Consider the following 17,477-nt stretch of genomic DNA (forward strand, 5'->3'; position numbering starts at 1 on the left):
CCCCCACTGGGGTTCGGAACCCCCAATTGCCCCCATGCGGGGGGATCAGAACTCCGGGTTTCCCCAAGGGTGCGGCCGAAAATCGGCGTTTTGTGGCGGGACTGCACTCATCAGAACCGGCGGCAAGGCAGCCTCAGCCCTGGCGGGCCTTCTTTGCAGTCTTCTTGGCGGCCTCTTCCTTGACCCGCTGGGCTTCTGCGCGGACGGCGGCGTGCGTGGCCCGCTCGGCAACCAGCCACGCAGGGGGAGCCTGCAGCAGCGCGGTGATCTCCGCCGTCGTCAGCGCCTCTTCAACCCCGCCCCGGGCAAGACCGCTGATGGAGACGTTGAGTTTCTGCGCCACCACCGGGCGGGGGTGTGGGCCGTTGCGGCGCAGTTCGGCCAGCCACTCCGGCGGGTTGGACTGCAGCTCGGCGAACTCCGCGCGCGTGATGGTTGAATCCTGGAACTCCTGGGGCGTCGCAGGCAGGTAGATACCAAGTTTCTTGGCAACGGTGGCCGGCTTCATGGACTGGGAGTTAGCAGAGGTCATGCATTAAGGGTATCCGGCTGTACCCGGTCCCCTGACCAAAGCCCGTGGGCAACGCGCGCCGCGCTGTGCGTGCCGGTGGCAGTACTGTGAAGGTGTGCCCGCTGAAGATGAAACCGCCCTGGACCCGGCCGCGCCGGAGTCCCCGCCGCGCGAGCTGCGCTTCGCCTACATCGCCGGCGTGACGCCCGGGAAGTGGATCCGGCGCTGGGAGGAACGGATGCCGGACGTTCCCCTTCGTTCGTTCATGTCCGACGGCGGCACGCAGTTGTCGGTGCTGCGCGACGGTTCGGCGGACCTCAGCTTTGTCCGCCTCCCGGTGGAGCGCGAAGGCCTGAACGTCATCCCGCTGTACGAGGAACAGCCCGTGGTGGTGGCCCCCAAGGGCCACGAAATCACCGTGTTCGAGGACGTGGCACTCGAGGACCTGGCGGAAGAAACCTTCCTCGACGCCGATGAACTGGGCGGGCCGGAAATGGCCCTGCAGGTGGTGGCGTCCGGTGCGGGCCTGCTGATACTTCCCATGTCCGTCGCCCGGCATTTCAACACTAAGGACACCGTGGCCCGCCGCCTGACCGGGGCGCCCGGAACCCAGATCGCGCTCGCCTGGCCCAGCGACGCCACGGACGAGGTCATCGAGGAGTTCATCGGCATTGTCCGCGGCCGCACGGCGCAAAGCTCACGGCAGCCCTCCGCCCGGCAGGAGAAAGAGAAGAAGGCACCCAAACCGGACCGCCGTGGCGGCGGCGCAGGGGCCGGCGGCAAGAAGCCGAAAGTCGCCCAGCGCTACGCACCCAACCCGGACAAGGGGAAGGGCCGCGGCTCGCGGAAGAAGGGCAAGCGGTAGCCTGGCCGGAACCGCGCCAAAGGGACGCAGGAAGCGCCGCCCGCTGCGACAGCGGACGGCGCTTCCTGCTTAAGGTGTTTCAGTTCAGAACACGCCGCTTGACGGCCATTGGTGGCGTTCCGCCGCCCCCAACCAGTTGTTCAGCAGTTTCCTAGGGGGGCCCGCCTCCGCGGGTGGCCGCAGGAACTGATTTGAGGGTGGGGCTCCCGCCTAGGACTTCCCGACGGCGGCCATCCCACCTATTCAGGTGGGGCAGGCCCCCGTGGGCGCTGCTTCCCAAGGTTTTCTGGAGTCACACGGCGCACCATGACTGTGTTCCATATTTGGCCGGCGCCAACGCCGTCGCCGAGGCCATCACAATCAGCTGGGAGGATGTCATGGCAACAACACGGAGGGACGTGTTGAAACTGAGCCTGTTGGGCGGCGCAGTGGCCGTCTCCGCTTCAACCGGAGGGCCGGCCATCGCGGGTGTCCCGGGACGCCGGGGCGCGGACGACAATGAAACAACGGTCATCACGCCGAGCACGCTTGCCCCGGCGAACATGCCGGTCCCGTTCACCACCGTCTTCCGGCGGCCGCCGGAACTGCTTCCCTATGCCACGGGCCGGGACCGCGACGGCACGCCGTTTGCGAAATATGCGCTGAACCAAAAACTGGGCAAGGCCCAGATCGCAAGGGGGCTCAGCACCACCCTTGCGGGGTACAACGGCGTTTTTCCAGGCCCCACCGTCCGGGTTGAGCAGGGCACCCGGACGGAGCTGAGGATCAGCAACCGCCTGCCAGCGACTGGCCTGCTCTACCCGAACACCTTCAACACCGTCACCCACCTGCACGGCTCGGCGTCGCTGCCCCAGTACGACGGGTACGCCAACGACCGCACTGCGCCGGGCCGGGTGAAGACCTACCACTATCCGAACTGGCAAGCGGCGCGGACGCTCTGGTACCACGACCACAACCACATGCTGACGGCACAGGGCGTGTACTCGGGGCTCGCCTCCATCTACTCCATCACCAACGCGCGTGAGCGGGCGCAGTTGCCGCAGGGCGAGTTCGACGTGCCCATCCTGGTCTCCGACGTGATGCTGAACGCTGACGGGTCCCTCGGCTACAACGACAACGGCCACGCAGGGCTGTGGGGCGACATCATCATGGTCAACGGGGTGCCCTGGCCCACCATGAAGGTCAAGCCGCGCATTTACCGGTTCCGGTTCCTCGTTGGCTCGATCACCCGCTCCTACCGCTTCGCCCTGTCCAACGGCGACCCGTTCTACGTGGTCGGCACCGACGCCGGGATGACCCCGAAGGTGCAGGCGGTGTCCTCCTGGCGGCAGGGGACTGCCGAACGCTACGAGGTGCTGATCGACTTCCGGAAGTACAAGCCGGGCCAGTCCGTGGAGCTGCGGAACCTGAGCAACAAGAACAACGTGAACTTCGCAAACACCGGCAAGGTCATGAAATTCCAGGTGGTGGCTGATTCCGCAGCCCAGCCCGGTTCCCACTCAATCTCCTCCATCCCCACCACGCTGGACCCCGGCCCGCACCCCACCAAGGCACTAGGCGGGCTGGACACCATGGCGCTGACCCCGGACATGGCCGTGGCCAAGAGGATCCTCCGCGTCCAGCGGCAGGGCGGGGAATGGACCATCAACGGTGAAACCTGGGACACAGTGGAAAAATCCAACTTCACGCGGTGCTTCGCCAACCCGCAGCGTAACCAGGTGGAGCAGTGGACCATCGTCAACGAGTCCGGCGGCTGGTTCCATCCGGTCCACATCCACCTGATCGACGGCAAGATCATCGGCCGCAACACCAACGGCGGCAAGCCGTTCGCCTGGGAAGGCGGGCCGAAGGACGTCTTCTATGCGGGCGAGAGCGAATCCGTCACGGTCCTCATGCAGTTCGACACCGGCAAGCACCTCGGCGGCCGGTACATGGTGCACTGCCACAACCTCGTGCATGAGGACCACGACATGATGGTCCAGTTCTCCGTGGGCGACCTGCGGAACAACGATCCCATCAACGCCGACAAGCCCGTCCTGGAAACACGGCCTGAGGGGTACTACGCCTCGAAGTACAAGTTGGCCTACCCGGCGGGGACGTGACATGAAACGGACGCTGCTAATCGCACCGGCTGTGCTGCTGGCCTTCTCCCTGGCTGGCTGCACCGGCGGTGTCCAGGCCAGTCCGGCGGCCAACCCGGCTCCCACCCCGCCCGCGAGCAGCCCCGCCGACGCCGCCGACGCCGCGAACCGGGTCCTCGCGCAGGCCGAGGAAGGCCAGGACCTGGGCAACGGCCGGCCCACCGTCAGCAACGACGGCCTCATGGTCCGGCGCAGGGTGGTGATCGCCGTCCACACCGGGCTGGACGCCGACATCGCCGGCATCCGCAAGCGGCTGGACGCGGCCGCCGCGGCACGGGGCACCGTCCTGACCGCCATCTCGCCTGATGTGCTTGAACCCGCTGTGCTGCAGCAGATGGTCCCCGAGGTCATCGTGGCCCTTCCGTCAACTGCCACTCCCGACGACGGACGCACCATCGTGCGTTCAGTCACCGAGGAGAACACCGGCAAACTGGGCGTGAAGAACTTCTACGTCCTCCCGGTGCTGGTGCATGACCTGCGGTTCAGCGTTGCCACAGCCAACCCAGCCGCAGTATCGGCCGCGATGGACAGGGAGGGCATCATCTCCGACGCGCTCGGGAACTACAGCACCGTGGCACAGGCCGGGCAGCTCAGTATCAGCTACACCGGCCCCCTGCTCGGCGACGAAACCGTCGAGAGCGTCCGCGAGGGCATCAGCAGGCCGGCACACCTTCCCGCCGCCGAGGTGACGGTGGGGCCACGATCCGCGTCCGGAACCGGCGTGGACATGGCCGCCGAACCGCCGTGGGACGCAGAACAGCTCGAAGGCCAGGCAATACATCCGCACACGGAGTGATGCACCACTTCCAAACCAGAAACTGAGCGAAGGAATGATAGGAGAAAGCAGTGAGGAGCATGTCCAGCCCTACCATCCGGGACGTTGCGCAACGGGCCGGGGTCTCACTGACGACGGTGTCCTACGTGTTGTCCGGCAGGAGCGGAGGCACCACCCGGATCAGCGCGTCCACGCAGGAACGCGTCATGGCCGCCGCCGGCGATCTTGGCTACGTGCCCAACCAGGCGGCGCGGGGAATGCGCCGTGGCAGGACGGACCTGGTGGCCATCGCCATTGAGGACCTGGAATGGCCGGCGGACCGGGCGCTGGCCACCGCCGCCGCAGCGATCCTTCCGCGGCACGGCTACCAGCCGGTCATCCTGCTCGGCCAGTCGTGGCGGCAGTTCATGCTGGCCGGCGGTGCCGACGGCGTCATCATGGGCGTCCTCCCCAGCACCGAGGAAGAGGACCGCGCCATCGCCGAACTGGCCAGGCGCGGCATCGCGCAGGTGGTCATCTCCGAATCGGTGCATCCCGAACAGGCCGTCGCGCTGCTCGTGGACCGGATGGCCGGGTACGCGGCCAGGGCCGCAGAAAACACGGCCTCCTGGAAGTGCCTCAGCGGACATGCCCTGGTCGGCGGCGGCGCGCTCCAGCTGCTGAACGAGGTGCTGTCCGCCGCCGGCGCGTTTGCCGAGCAGATCCCCGTCTTCTAGGACCATCCGATCCGGAACCGGGTGCTTGCAGCCGCGTAACAATCGGACCTGCGGGCTGTGCGCGTTCGGTGCAAGGCGCGGGCGGGCCCGGCCCGTCATGGTCCGTAGCCAGCCGCAACATCAGCCGCCTCCACGGCCCGTTTCTGTCGCCGTGCGTCATCCGGTGTCCCCGGAAGACGCCCGCCATTACGCACTGTTTACTTCGAAGTCCCCGCGCGTCCAGGAGTTGCCATCCGCCGCCCCGGCCGGCAGGTTACGCCCCGTTTCCCCTCGTGACCGTCCCCTTCAGGCGGTGCTCCATCTCTGCTCTCATGGTGGACACCAAACGCCTTGAACGACCTGCTGAAGGGAAGCACGCCATGACCTCCGGAACCGGGCCGATACCGAAAATCAGCCTTCAAAACATCACCAAGAACTTCACGGTGCGGCCCAGCAAGGACAACCCGGAAGGGGCAGTCCTGACCGCACTGGACGGCATATCCCTTGACGTCTCCGCAGGCGAATTCATCACCCTCGTAGGCCCCAGCGGCTCCGGCAAGACCACCCTCCTGGACCTCCTGGCCGGCCTCACCAAGCCGGACACCGGCCAGGTGCTGGTGGACGGCCGGGAAGTGGCAGGTCCGGGCCGGGACCGCGCCGTCGTTTTCCAGCAGTATGCCCTGTTCCCCTGGCGCACGGCCGCTGCCAACGTGTCCTTCGGACTGGAAGGCGTGGGCAGCGACGGGAAGCGCTACAGCCGCAAGGAGCGGGCTGAGAAGGCACGTGAATACCTCGAGCTTGTGGGCCTCGGCGGATTTGAAGACCGTTACCCCCACGAGCTGTCCGGCGGCATGAAGCAGCGCGTGGCCATCGCCCGCAGCCTGGCCTACGAGCCGGACATCCTGCTGATGGACGAACCCTTTGCCGCCCTGGACGCCCAGACGCGTGAGCAGCTTCAGGCCGAACTGCTCCGGATCTGGGCCACCACGGGCAAGACCATCATCTTCATCACCCACGGCATCGACGAGGCCGTGTACCTGGGCCAGCGCGTGGCCGTGCTCAGTTCCCGGCCGGGACGGCTGAAGGAAATCGTGGACATCGATCTGGGGGACCGCTTCGGTGACGAGGACGTCCGCTCCAACCCCGCCTTCGTGGAACACCGGCACAAGGTGTGGTCGCTGCTGCATGACGAGGTACGCCGGGCCCAGGAAGCCGGGCACGCAAAGATCCAGCCCGACGGAACGGCACCGGACGAAACCAGGACCATCACCACCGGAAAGGCAGCCTGATGAGCACGCCAACACTGACCAAGGACACCGAAACGGAAACGCAGCCCGGTCCCGCGGCCGCTGCCGGGGAGGCACGGACGGAGCAAAATCCGGCGTTCCGTCCGGGACCCGGCATGACTCCGGCGGCCAGGGTGCGCCTGTACGCCCAGCAGGGCGGCAAGGCTGTGTGGAGTTCCGGGGCCATCCTCCTGTTCCTGCTGCTCTGGGAACTGGGACCCACCTACCTCGCCCCGGCATCGACGAGGGTGTTCCTTCCGCCCCTGCACGTGGTGCTCGAGGCACTGGGCACGCTCGTCGCAAACGGCCAGCTGCAGAACCACCTTGCCGCCAGCCTGAGCCGCTCCGCGAGCGGATTCGGCATCGCCGTCGTCACCGCCGTGGCCCTCGGGCTGCTCGTGGCCTGGTACGGCGCCCTTGACCGCTTCCTCAACCCGCTGCTGGAAGTCTTCAGGAACACGGCCGCACTTGCCCTGCTCCCGGTTTTCACGCTGCTGCTGGGCATTGGGGAAACGTCCAAGATCAGCATCGTCGCCTACGCGGCATTCTTCCCGGTGCTGCTGAACACCATCGCCGGCGTCCGCACCGTTGACCCGCTGCTGATCCGGGCCGCCCGCTCACTGGGGTTGTCCAACTTCCAGCTGTTCCAGAAGGTGATCCTTCCCTCCGCCGTGCCCACCATCTTCACGGGCATCCGGATGGCCGGCACATCCTCCATCCTCGTCCTGATCGCCGCCGAGATGGTCGGCGCCAAGGCCGGCCTGGGCTACCTGATCGTCAATTCCCAGATGAGCTTCCTCATCCCGGACATGTATGCGGGCATCCTGACGGTGTCCCTGCTCGGCCTGCTGGTCAACTACCTGCTGGTCGCCGTCGAACGCCACTTCTCCCGCTGGCGGACCGCCGTCGGATCCCGCGCCGCCTGACCCGCTCCCCAGACCCACCCGCCCCCAGACCCGGAAGGACCACATCATGCCTGAAATCATCCCAGCCAAAACCAACGACGGCGGCGCACGCCAACTCCACCTGAATGCCTTCCTGATGAGCACCGGACACCACGAGGCGTCCTGGCGTCTTCCCGAAAGCGACAGCTTCGCCGGAACGCGGGTGGCACACTTCCAGCAGCTCGCCCGCACCGCGGAACGCGGCACCTTCGACTCGATCTTCTTCGCCGACTCGCCCGTGTTGCACGGCGACGTGCGCCAGCGCCCCTACGGAACCCTCGAGCCCACGGTCCTGCTCAGCGCCATCGCCGCCGTGACCAAGCGGATCGGCCTGATCGCCACCGCCTCCACCACCTACAACGACCCCTACAACCTGGCCCGCAGGTTCGCCTCCCTGGACCACATCAGCGGCGGCCGGGCCGGCTGGAACGTGGTGACGACCGCCGGCGAGGCGGCCGCGCGGAACTTCTCCCTGGAGGACCAGCCAGCGCACTGGCGCCGTTACGAGCGCGCCGCCGAGTTCCTCGACGCCGCCCGGAAGCTCTGGGACAGCTGGGAAGACGACGCCGCAGTGGGGGACAAGGCCGCCGGGGTCTGGGCGGACAGCTCCCGCGTCCACAGCATCAACCACACCGGCCGCTACTTCCGGATCCAGGGTCCGCTGGACGTGCCGCGTTCACCCCAGGGCCACCCCGTCATCGTGCAGGCCGGCTCCTCCGAAGACGGCAAGGACTTCGCCGCCCGCTACGCCGAGGCGGTGTTCACCGCGCAGCAGACCCTGGCCGAGGCACAGCGCTTCTACGCGGACCTGAAGCGAAAGACGGCCGCCGTGGGCCGCAACCCGGAACACCTCAAGATCCTGCCCGGCATCGTCCCGGTCATCGGCTCCACCGAGCACGAGGCGCGGCGGCTGGAGAAGCAGCTCGATGAGCTCATCCACCCCGAGCACGCGCGGAAGCAGCTGGCCGGCGTCCTGCGGGTCTCGCCGGAATCCCTTCCGCTGGATGCGCAGCTGCCCGAGGACCTCCCCTCGGAGGACGCGATTGAGGGGGCCAAGAGCCGGTACACGCTAGTCGTGGAACTCGCCCGGCGTGAACGGCTCACCGTCCGTCAGCTCATCGGCAGGCTGGGCGGCGGCCGCGGGCACCGCACCTTCTCCGGAACGCCCGAGCAGGTGGCGGACGCCATCCAGGAGTGGTTCGAGAAGGGCGCGGCCGACGGCTTCAACATCATGCCGCCGGTGCTGCCCTCGGGCCTGGACGCCTTCGTGGACCATGTCATTCCGATCCTCCGGTCCCGCGGACTGTTCCGCCGGCAGTACACGGGGCGCACGCTGCGTGAGCACTACGGACTGCCGCGGCCGGAGAGCGGATTTGCCCCTGAGGACCCTGCTGACCAGGCAGTCGCGGCAGGGGCTTCCGTGCCCGCTGCGGTCTAGGCTTCCTGCTGCTCCGGCAGGGGCTTCCGGGCCAGCCAAGCAGCGACCATGGCACCGGAGATGTTGTGCCAGAGCGAGAAGACGGCGGACGGCAGGGCCGCCAGCGGAGTGAAGTGGGCGGTGGCCAGCGTTGCCGCCAGGCCGGAGTTCTGCATGCCGACCTCGAACGCGAGTGCCCTGCGCGCCTTCGCGTCCAAGCGGCCGAGCTTGCCGGCCAGGTAGCCGAGCCCCAGGCCGAAGCCGTTGTGCAGCACCACGGCCAGAAACACAATGCCGCCGGCAGCCAGGATCTTGCTGGCGCTTCCCGCCACCACTACGGCCACGATAAGGGAAATAACGACGGCGGATGCCCAGGGAAGCGCCGCCAGCGCCTTCGCGACGAGCTTCTTGAGGAACAGCCGGGCGAGCAGGCCCGCGATCACCGGCAGCAGCACGGTCTTGACGATGTCCAGCACCATGCCGCCGGCGTCGATGGTCAGGAAGGAACCGGCCAGGAACAGCACCAGGACGGGTGTGACCACCGGGGCGATGAGAGTGGATACGCTGGCGACCGCGACGGACAGGGCCACATCGCCCTTGGCCAGGAAGGCCATCACGTTGGAGGCGGTGCCGGACGGCGCGCAGCCCACGAGGATCAGGCCCACTGCGAGTGCGGGTTCCAGGTGGAGGAGGGTGGCGATTGCCCAGCCGGCCCCGGGCATGATCACGTAGTGGGCCACGATGCCCAGCACCACGGCCCACGGCCTGCGCGCAACGGCCGTGAAGTCGGGCGGCGTCAGTGTCAGGCCCATGCAGAACATGATGATTCCCAGCAGGTACGGGACCGCCGGGCCGAGGGGCTTGAAGGCGCCGGGAAGCAGGAACCCGGCGACGCCGGCTGCGAGCACCAGAAGGGGGAAGACGGTCACCGCGACACGCGCAATCCTGGCTTCCGCGGCGAGGGCCGGGTTCAGGGGTGCGGCGTCGGCCTCTGTGGCCGAGGGAGCGGATACGGGGTCTTTTGTTGCCTCAAGCATTCAATAATCCTGGCACCGGAGCGCCGCGGCGGCCAATTCATGACTGATGTCAGACAAATGTGTCGCTAATCGGGAAGATTCTCCGCGGGACGTCGGGATCCCGGGCTCTCCCGGTGCGATACTGGATTGCACTGGATCGGGATTCAAGGGGACGGAATGATCCCAGACACGGCAACACTGCGGGTTGCCTTCGCGGCGATGGCCCTGACTCTGGCGTTGCTGTTCTACTTTTCCACCTTCCGCAGCACCCGCTCGCCCTACAGCGCCTGGTGGTGCGCCGCGCTGCTCCTGTTCCTCTCCGGCTCGGCATCCTTCCTCCTGAACGGCACGCCTCAGCAGGTCTGGGCCAATCCGCTGGGCAACTTCCTGCTGGTGTCCGGCGCGGCGGGGGTCTGGGCCGGGGCGCGTTCCCTCCGGAACCTGAAGTACAGCCTGTGGCTGTCCGTTGCGCTGCCGGTCATCACCGGCGCCGCCGCCGGCGTCGACAGCCCGGGATCCAACACGTGGGCCGGCGGTGCCGTCTTCCTGGCGTCCATGGCAGTGCTTATCGGCTTGGCTTCGCACGAGCTGTGGCGGCTTGAACCTGGGTACTCCCGGGTGAGAATCCCCATGGCCATCGCGGCCGGCGGGGTGGCATTCTATTACTCCTGCCGCCTGGTCGTGTTCCTCATCCAAGGGCCAACGGTCCCGTTTTTGCAACGTACTTCGGCTCCGCGGTGACCACCATGGTCACCATGGTGCTGCTGGTGGTGGTTTCCTTCAGCATGGCGGGGCTGAGCACCGAGCAGCAGACCCGGGCGCTGCGCACGGTGGCCACCCAGGATGGGCTCATGGGACTCCTCAACCGCGGCGCGTTCCTGGAGGCGGCGGCCGAAGAGCTGGAACGAAGCAAGGCCGCCAACAGCGGGGGCTCGCTGATCCTCGCCGACCTGGACCACTTCAAGTCGGTCAACGACACCTTCGGGCACGCGGCGGGCGACCTTGCACTTCAGGCCTTTGCCGAGGCGTGCAGCGCATCGGTCCGGTCCACGGACGTTGCCGGGCGCTACGGCGGTGAGGAGTTCATCCTCCTGCTTCCCGGTGCCGGTCCCAAGAGTGCGGAAATCATCGCGGGTGAAATCAGCAGGAGGCTGTCAGAGCAGCACATCCCGGAGCTGCTGCGGATGCCGACGGTCAGCTACGGCGTTTCCACCTACAACGCGAACACCGCTGATCTCGATGAGGTGATCGCGGCCGCCGACGTCGCCCTTTACGAAGCCAAATCGCAGGGGCGGAACCGCACGGTCAGGGGCTGAGCGGGGTCCGGGTGCTGAGGCGGAGCTGCTGTCCGCTTAAAAGCAGGCACCGGATCCGGAATGCATGGGGGACAATCCGGAGCCGGCGATCCTGACTCGCAGCCGGAGACTGCGGTCTTTCATCAGGCATACCCAGTGTGTTCCACCATCCTTGTAGAAAGGTGGGTGCACCTTGGGGGGTGGCCGTGTTCCGCCGCCCCCAAGGCAGCGGAACACGGCGGTTTTTCAGCTCTGCTAGGCCGCGCGCACGAACGTGACGGGGCCGGTGGCAGTGAGCCAGGACAGCGGGTGGGCCATGGTGGCGTTGATGCCGTTCATGCCGCCGCTGATGACCTTGCCGGCTCCGGCGTAGATGGCCACGTGGCCGGACTGCACCACCATGTCGCCGGGCTGCGGGGTGGAGACCACCTTGCCGTGGCTCAGGAACTGCATCGGGGCCAGGTCACCCACGTGGATGCCGGCGGCGCCGAGGGCCTTCTCCACCATGGCGGTGCAGTCCTGCGTGATGCCGATCTGGGCGTAGGCCGAAGCCAGCATGGCTGCGTTGACGCCTGCCGCAGCCTTGACGGGGGCCTTCGGGGCGGGAGCCGCAGCCTTGACGGTGACCTTCGGTGCGGGCGCGGCCGGTGCGGCTGCAGCCTTGGCGGGCGCAGCAACAGGGGCGGCGGCAACCGGGGCGGCAGCAGGTGCCGCGGCCTTCTTCGCTGCCGGCTTCTCGACGACGGGTGCTGCCACCACGGGAGCCGGGGCCGACTTGACCGCCGGGCGTTCAAACTCGATCTTGACGCTGGAAGCGGCGTTCAGGGGAGCCTGAACCTGGCTGGCGGCCTCGGGGGCGGCGGCCGGAGCCTTCGCGGGCTGGGCCGGGGCGGCGCCGCCGGCGTTAGCCGCAACGGAGCCCGTGAATGCCAAGCCGGAGGCGGCGAGGATCACGGCTGCCTGGCGGCCGAGGCCCGAGTGTGCGGAGGCAATGCGGGTGAACGGATTGGAGCGGGCGGCCGCAGCACGGCGGCCAGAAATAAAGCGGAACGACATGAAGAAGCCTCTCCCGATGCCTGCGAGGTGAGCTGTCGGATTCGGATGGGAGGCACCCGGCCGCGGTCCTGAGCGTGGTCAGGAACTGCGCGGCTTCACCCCAAGGCCCGCTTCAAGCAGGCCGAAAAGTGGTTTCCCCGTCTCTGCCGGATTGGGTTTTCGAATGGTTCCTCGGGCTGCGGCAGAGTTAGGCAATCAGCGCGGGAGTGCCTCGTCGGTGAAAAAGGCACGTTTTCCACCGTACGGGAGGCTTCGTTCAATGTCACATTAAGGTAACGGGGCCGTGTCGTTCATTCTGCGTTGGCCCGCATCAGGTATGGGCTTACGGTCTAATTGGTGTGGTGAGCCTCACTCTGCGGCGTTGAGCTTGCCGGCCAGCCGCTCCCGCATCTGGATGCTGGCCGAGTTGAGGCCGATCAGTTCCACCTCGCGGCCGTGCCTGCGGTATTTCTGCGTGACGGCGTCCAGCACGGCGATGGTGGAGGCATCCCACAGGTGCGAGGCGTGCAGGTCGATCACCACGCCGTCGATGTCCGGCTCGGCGTCGCGGGCGTAGTTGAACTGGGTGTAGAGGTCGTTGGAAGAGGCGAAGAACAGTTCACCGTCCACGGTGTAGGTGGCCACCGTCCGGCCGTTTAGCTCCATTTCCGTCCGCTCCACGGTGGCGAAATGGGCCACCCGGCGGGCGAACATCGCCATCGCTGCCAGCACCCCGACCCCGACGCCGATCGCCAGGTTGTGCGTGACCACCACCGTGCCCACAGTGATCAGCATGACTGCGGTTTCCGATTTGGGCATTCGCTTAAGCGTTGCCGGTGCAACAGAGTGCCAGTCGAACGTGATGGCCGAGACGAAGATCATCACCGCCACCAGCGCCGCCATGGGGATGAGGCCCACGATGTCGCCCAGGGTCACCACCAGTACGAGCAGGAAGACACCCGCGAGGAACGTGGACACCCGGCTCCGGGCGCCGGAGCCCTTGACGTTGATCATTGTCTGCCCGATCACGGCGCAGCCGCCCATGCCGCCCAGGAAGCCGGTGACGATGTTGGCCACGCCCTGTCCCCAGGATTCGCGGGTCTTGTTGGAGCGGGTATCGGTGATGTCGTCCACCAGCTTGGCCGTCATCAGGGATTCCAGCAGCCCCACGAGCGCCATGGACAGCGAGAACGGTGCGATGGTCTGGAAGGTTTCCCACGTCAGAGGCACATCCGGGATGAACAGTGTGGGCAGGCTTTCCGGCAGCTGGCCCTTGTCCTGGACGGTGGGGACGTCGATCCCGGCCACCACGGCGAGGACCGTCAGGAGGACGATGGCCACCAACGGTGACGGCACCGCCGTCGTAATGCGGCGGAAGCCGACGACGATCAGCAGGCCGGCGGCCACCAGCGGGTAGACGGGCCACGGAACCCCGAGCAGTTCCGGCAGTTGGGCCATGAACACGAGGATTGCCAGCGCGTTCACGAAGCCCACCATCACCGAGCGCGGGATGAAGCGCATGAGCCGGGTGACGCCCAGGATGGCGAGCAGGATCTGGAAGACCCCGGCGAGGATTACCGCGGCGATCAGGTGGTCCAGTCCGTGGTTGCGCATCAGCGGCGCGATCACCAGGGCGACGGCGCCTGTTGCGGCCGAGATCATGGCGGGCCGGCCGCCCACGAAGGAGATGGTGACGGCCATGGTGAAGGAGGCGAACAGTCCGATCCGGGGATCCACGCCGGCGATCACAGAGAACGCGATGGCTTCCGGAATGAGGGCGAGGGCCACCACCAGTCCGGCGAGGGCCTCGGTCTTGAGGCGCCGCGGGGAGCGGAGCGTGGCCCGGACGGACTGGAGCTGTTCGGGCTTCATGAAACTCTATTTCTTGGTCTGGCGGTAGCGCTCGATCTGCTTCAGCCGCCGCAGGAGGCTGTCGCGCCGCGGGTGGGGAACGGCGTCGGGCGCCTCAGCGGTGAGGTCGATGTGTTTGGTGCCGTACTGCCACAGCAGGAGGTCATCCAGCAGGCGGTCCGGCCCGGGGGAGTAGCGGTGGTCCAGGGCCCGCCGGACCTCGGTAATCCGGTTGGCGCTGAGCAGTCCAGCAAGCTGGACGGTCTGCTTGAGTCCGTGGGCCGCCAGGAGTTCGGCCGCCCATCCCCAGTCGTCATCTACCTTACGGTCTACGTGGGGGAGCAGGGTGCGCCAGACGTCACGGATGCGGTTGGGGGTGAGCTGTGCCGCGCCCTCACCGTCCACGTCCCAGTAGCTGCGGACCTCCTCATAGCGTTCATGCAGGTCGGCGAAGGCGGTCTCCACGGTCTCCAGCATGGCTGCGGTGGCGGTGAACTGGCGGTCGAAGTGCGGTGTCCAGGCCCGCGGGTCCTCGGCCTTGAACCGGATGTCGTGCTCGATCTCGCTCCAGGCATGCGCGAACACGGTGCGGATCTGGCATTCGAAGAAGTAGCTGCCGTTGGGCTGGACTTCGGGGTTGAAGACCTGCTGGTAGTTCTTCACGACGTCGTTCTGGATGGTGCGCAGGATCAGGTGCCGGCTGGAGTAGCCGTACGTTCCGGACTCGATGGAGCCGATGTCCTTTTCGCGGTCGCCGCGGCAGTCGAAGAGGTGGCGCTGGCGCTTGATCAGGTTGGCCACCAGTGCGTTCTCCGCCGGCAGCTTGGTGATGACGCGCACGCCCACCATGTCGTTGAGGGTGCGGAACGGGTCCGGGAACTTCAGGAGCCTTGGGCCGCCGGGCTCCAGCGGCTCCTCGGTGCGGGAGATCTTCTCGCGGAAGGAATCCACCGACTTGGTCCGGCCGGTGACGAAGAGCGGCGTGACCTCGGTGTCCTTGAGCATGGTCCGCAGTATCTGCAGGACTTCCCGGGTGACAAGCTTCAGGGCAGGCCGGACGCGCTCATAGAGCTCCACGTTTTCCTGCACGGAGTCGCGCTGAGTGACGTCCAGGCGATCCCAGTTGCTTGCCATGGTTCCAAACTATCAAGGCGGTGCGACAGCGGGGCCGGTGACACCCCCCGCCACTGCAGCCCCTTCCGCCCCACGGAAGCGGCGTCCATGTAGGCTCGGAGCATGGCTGTTGTGCGCCGCTGTGCCCTGCAACCCCGGACCCCGGGCGCGCGGGAGGCGGCAAGGAGGGGCCCGGCGCCCCGTTCGAAGGATCCTAGGAGGATGCAGTGAAGCGGCAGAAGTACCACTACGGTGACCACCCCAGCCAGTGGGGCGAGCTCTTCCTGCCGGAAACACCTGCGTCACGCAACGGCAAGCCGCCATCGCCGCGCGGCATCGTTGTGGTGATCCACGGGGGCTACTGGCGCTCGCAGTACGGGGCTGAACTGGGCGAACCGCTGGCGAAGGACCTCGCGGCGCACGGCATCGTGGCCTGGAACCTGGAGTACCGCCGGGCGGGCAACGGCGGCGGGTGGCCGCGGACGTTCGAGGATGTCCTCGCCGGGATCGACAAGCTCCGTGAGGTGGCCGGCGAGCACGACCTCGACCTGAACCGTGTGGTGGCGCTGGGGCACTCCGCCGGCGGGCACCTAGCCGTCTGGGCGGCCGGCCGGGACCGGCTTGCAGCACTCGGCGCGCCCGACGCCGACCGGCAGGTCGCCAGGAACCTCAACGGCGAGGCCGTCCACCTGACCGGCGTCGTCAGTCAGTCCGGGCTGCTCAACCTCGCGCAGGCGGAGTGGCACGACCTCAGCAACGGTGCCGTCAGCAACTTTCTGGGCGGGTCCGCCGAGAGGTACCCCAAGCGCCACAAGTACGCCGATCCGATGAGCGCCGTGCCGCTTACCATCCCGGTCTATGCGGTCCACGGGCTCGAGGACGACACCGTGCCGGTGAGCCAGTCCGAGGCCTACGCCACGGCCGCCCGCGCAGCCGGAGCCCCAGTCCAGGTGGTCAGGGTCCCCGGCGACCACTTCGCGCTGATCGACCCGAAGGCCCCGTCGTACCGAAAGTGCCGCGAGCTGGTGCAGGAGCTGCTGCTGCTCTAGGCTCTACGGCGTTAGTGCGGGAACTCCCGCGGCGTCTGTTCGTTTGCACTGCTATGGGCTGAGCTTCCCTATGCACTCCGTCGGTAAGTATGCTTATCATCAAACGCGAATGCCGCAGACGCCACAACGGAGGGACATTGCCTTGTCTGAACTCACTGCCATCGCCATGGGCTGCACGCTCACGCGTCGCCAAGGAGATCCCGCCGGTGAATACCACGCCGAAGCGGGCTCCGGTTGCTACCGGCGCCGGCATGGAGGACTCTAGTAAGTGCGGACTGAGGTACTTTTATATATTACGATCCCGGGTTTCACTAGGAGATACACATGGGTGAACCCATCATGCGGTGGATAGCATGATCCGGCTTCGCAAGCTGGCACGCGCCGCGTCTGTCCTGACCACTCCTCTCGCCCCGGAGGATATTCTCGCGCTCTTTGACCCGGTGTTCTCCACTCGGCAACTGCGTGGTGTGGTCACCAAGGTGGTTCCCGAAACGGCGGATTCAGCCACCATCCATTTCCGGCCCGGCCGCGGCTGGAAGGCCCATAAAGCCGGCCAGTGGGCGCGCATCGGCGTAGAGCTCGACGGCGTCCGGCACTGGCGCTCCTACTCGCTCAGCGCCCCGGCAGGGGAGGATCCCGCCATTACCGTGAGTGACGTGGGTGCCGTGTCCGGCGTCCTGGTCCGCAATACCCGGCCCGGGGACGTCCTGTTCCTGGCGCCGCCGCAGGGCGACTTTGTCCTTCCCGAACGTCCCCGGCCGCTTCTGATGCTCACGGCCGGCAGCGGCATCACCCCTGTGATGTCCATGGTCCGCACGCTCGTGCCGCACCGCCCCGACGCCGATGTGGTGCTGGTCCACTCCGCCCGCAGGCCGGAGGACAGTATTTTTCGCGAGGAACTTTCCGAGCTCGCGGACCAGTTCCCCAACTTCCGCGTTACGCACTGGTACACGGGGGAGCGCGGCCGGATGGACTTCGGCTCGGCCGCCGGGCTGGACAGCCTGTGCCCCGACTGGCGCCGCCGCGCTGCCTACGCCTGCGGCCCGGAAGGGTTCCTCGACGACGCCGAAGCCCTGTGGGCCGCCGAAGCGGCCGCCCATCCCAAGGACCCCAAATCCGCCCGCATAGACGGGGCCACCGGGCCCTTCGCGGCGGACCCCGTCAACCTCATCATCGAACGCTTCAACACCAGCCTGCTGGGCGGTGAGGGGCACGACGGCGGTCTGGTCACCTTTGAGGCCTCCGACCGGGAGGTGGAGGCCGACGGCAACACCCCCCTTCTTGACGTGGGCGAAGACGCCGGCGTCCTCATGCCCAGCGGCTGCCGCATGGGCATCTGCCACAGCTGCCTGCTGCCCCTGCGTGCAGGGCAGGTCCGGGACCTGCGCACCGGCGAAGTCCACGGTGAACCGGGCCAACTAATCCAGACGTGCGTTTCGGCAGCTGCCGGGCCCGTTAACCTCGACATCTGAGGAGCATCACAA

The 17,477-nt window shown here is 67.3% G+C and carries 15 protein-coding genes, 1 pseudogene and 1 riboswitch; of the genes and pseudogenes, 11 read left to right on the forward strand and 5 right to left on the reverse strand.

Annotated elements, in window-relative coordinates; genetic code table 11:
• Positions 1-133: 133 nt before the first annotated feature.
• Complete coding sequence (locus QFZ23_RS01845; RefSeq protein ID WP_306920252.1) at positions 134-532, reverse strand: DUF5997 family protein; 399 nt, start codon at positions 530-532, stop codon at positions 134-136.
• 94 nt (positions 533-626) lie between these two features.
• Here QFZ23_RS01845 and QFZ23_RS01850 point away from each other — a divergent pair, with 94 nt between their 5' ends.
• The 7 genes from QFZ23_RS01850 (at position 627) to QFZ23_RS01880 (ending at position 8,655) form a co-directional block, all read left to right on the forward strand.
• On the forward strand, positions 627-1,376 hold the full coding sequence (locus tag QFZ23_RS01850; RefSeq protein WP_306920253.1) for a LysR family transcriptional regulator substrate-binding protein: 750 nt from the start codon (positions 627-629) through the stop codon (positions 1,374-1,376).
• A 377-nt stretch (positions 1,377-1,753) separates the two neighbouring features.
• On the forward strand, positions 1,754-3,478 hold the full coding sequence (locus QFZ23_RS01855) for a multicopper oxidase family protein (RefSeq protein WP_306920254.1): 1,725 nt from the start codon (positions 1,754-1,756) through the stop codon (positions 3,476-3,478).
• A gap of 1 nt (position 3,479) precedes the next feature.
• The gene (locus QFZ23_RS01860) at positions 3,480-4,313 is read left to right on the forward strand and encodes a hypothetical protein (RefSeq protein WP_306920255.1); all 834 of its coding nucleotides are present in this window, start codon (positions 3,480-3,482) and stop codon (positions 4,311-4,313) included.
• A 59-nt stretch (positions 4,314-4,372) separates the two neighbouring features.
• Positions 4,373-5,008 (forward strand): LacI family DNA-binding transcriptional regulator, encoded by a 636-nt coding sequence (locus QFZ23_RS01865; protein WP_306920256.1) that lies wholly within the window; start codon positions 4,373-4,375, stop codon positions 5,006-5,008.
• Positions 5,009-5,367: 359 nt separating this feature from the next.
• On the forward strand, positions 5,368-6,276 hold the full coding sequence (locus QFZ23_RS01870) for an ABC transporter ATP-binding protein (RefSeq protein WP_306920257.1): 909 nt from the start codon (positions 5,368-5,370) through the stop codon (positions 6,274-6,276).
• Positions 6,276-7,199 (forward strand): ABC transporter permease, encoded by a 924-nt coding sequence (locus QFZ23_RS01875; RefSeq protein WP_306920258.1) that lies wholly within the window; start codon positions 6,276-6,278, stop codon positions 7,197-7,199. The genes QFZ23_RS01870 and QFZ23_RS01875 overlap by 1 nt, the downstream gene beginning before the upstream one ends.
• 46 nt (positions 7,200-7,245) lie before the next feature.
• Positions 7,246-8,655, forward strand: coding sequence for an LLM class flavin-dependent oxidoreductase (locus tag QFZ23_RS01880; protein ID WP_306920259.1), 1,410 nt, complete (start codon positions 7,246-7,248; stop codon positions 8,653-8,655).
• On the opposite strand, the gene QFZ23_RS01885 is transcribed toward QFZ23_RS01880, so the two are convergent.
• Positions 8,652-9,671, reverse strand: a complete 1,020-nt coding sequence (locus QFZ23_RS01885; RefSeq protein WP_306920260.1) for a bile acid:sodium symporter family protein — start codon at positions 9,669-9,671, stop codon at positions 8,652-8,654. The genes QFZ23_RS01880 and QFZ23_RS01885 overlap by 4 nt on opposite strands.
• 156 nt (positions 9,672-9,827) lie before the next feature.
• Here QFZ23_RS01885 and QFZ23_RS01890 point away from each other — a divergent pair.
• Positions 9,828-10,966: pseudogene (locus tag QFZ23_RS01890) on the forward strand (GGDEF domain-containing protein).
• 234 nt (positions 10,967-11,200) lie between these two features.
• On the opposite strand, the gene QFZ23_RS01895 reads toward QFZ23_RS01890, so the two are convergent.
• The 3 genes from QFZ23_RS01895 to QFZ23_RS01905 form a co-directional block, all read right to left on the reverse strand.
• A complete protein-coding gene (locus tag QFZ23_RS01895) occupies positions 11,201-12,001 on the reverse strand; it encodes an NlpC/P60 family protein (protein ID WP_306920261.1) in 801 nt (266 codons plus the stop codon).
• A 3-nt stretch (positions 12,002-12,004) separates the two neighbouring features.
• Positions 12,005-12,169, reverse strand: a riboswitch (cyclic di-AMP (ydaO/yuaA leader).
• A gap of 180 nt (positions 12,170-12,349) precedes the next feature.
• The gene (locus QFZ23_RS01900; RefSeq protein WP_306920262.1) at positions 12,350-13,852 is read right to left on the reverse strand and encodes a SulP family inorganic anion transporter; all 1,503 of its coding nucleotides are present in this window, start codon (positions 13,850-13,852) and stop codon (positions 12,350-12,352) included.
• A gap of 6 nt (positions 13,853-13,858) precedes the next feature.
• Positions 13,859-14,965, reverse strand: coding sequence for a GTP pyrophosphokinase (locus QFZ23_RS01905; protein WP_306920263.1), 1,107 nt, complete (start codon positions 14,963-14,965; stop codon positions 13,859-13,861).
• Between the two features lie 206 nt (positions 14,966-15,171).
• On the opposite strand from QFZ23_RS01905, the gene QFZ23_RS01910 reads away from it, so the two are divergent.
• The 3 genes from QFZ23_RS01910 (at position 15,172) to QFZ23_RS01920 (ending at position 17,465) form a co-directional block, all read left to right on the forward strand.
• A complete protein-coding gene (locus QFZ23_RS01910) occupies positions 15,172-15,993 on the forward strand; it encodes an alpha/beta hydrolase (RefSeq protein WP_306920264.1) in 822 nt (273 codons plus the stop codon).
• Between the two features lie 142 nt (positions 15,994-16,135).
• Positions 16,136-16,258: a hypothetical protein gene (locus tag QFZ23_RS01915; RefSeq protein ID WP_306920265.1), complete on the forward strand. Its 123-nt coding sequence runs from the start codon at positions 16,136-16,138 to the stop codon at positions 16,256-16,258.
• 88 nt (positions 16,259-16,346) lie between these two features.
• A complete protein-coding gene (locus QFZ23_RS01920) occupies positions 16,347-17,465 on the forward strand; it encodes a ferredoxin reductase (protein ID WP_306926613.1) in 1,119 nt (372 codons plus the stop codon).
• Positions 17,466-17,477: the final 12 nt, after the last annotated feature.

It is taken from the genome of Arthrobacter globiformis (assembly GCF_030818015.1).
Taxonomy (GTDB): domain Bacteria; phylum Actinomycetota; class Actinomycetes; order Actinomycetales; family Micrococcaceae; genus Arthrobacter; species Arthrobacter globiformis_C.